Below are 474 nucleotides of genomic sequence, written 5' to 3' on the forward strand. Positions count from 1 at the left end.
GTCATTTATTAGTGCGAATTTAGCGGTGGTAATGGGGCAGCTAGATAAAAAAGTATTACTGATTGATGGTGATATGAGGAAGGGATTTGCACATAAGGTTATGGGGGTATCCGATAGGATCGGTCTTTCGAATCTACTTACTGCAGATATTTCATATTCAGAAGCTATAAAGACAATCAGCAAGGGGAATATTGACTTTCTTGGTAGAGGACCAATACCACCCAATCCTGCTGAATTGTTGATGACTCCAAGGTTTTCAAAATTGATTGAATGGGCAACAACTAATTATGACTTAGTTATCATCGACAGCCCACCAATATTAGCAGTAACAGATGCAGCGATAATAGGTCGGCATGCTGGAACGAACTTGATGGTTGCCAGATTTGAAGATACTACTACCAAAGACATAGAAATAAGTTTAAGTCGGTTTGAGCAAAGTGGAGTGAATATTAATGGTTGCATTCTGAATGGAAT

Annotated in this window: 1 protein-coding gene; it reads left to right on the top strand. The window is 38.8% G+C overall.

Annotated elements, in window-relative coordinates:
• Positions 1 to 474, top strand: a 474-nt coding sequence (locus J1785_RS00235; RefSeq protein WP_217218516.1) for a polysaccharide biosynthesis tyrosine autokinase, incomplete at both ends; no start/stop codon positions are given.

The organism is Rahnella perminowiae, assembly GCF_019049755.1.
Classification (GTDB): domain Bacteria; phylum Pseudomonadota; class Gammaproteobacteria; order Enterobacterales; family Enterobacteriaceae; genus Rahnella; species Rahnella perminowiae.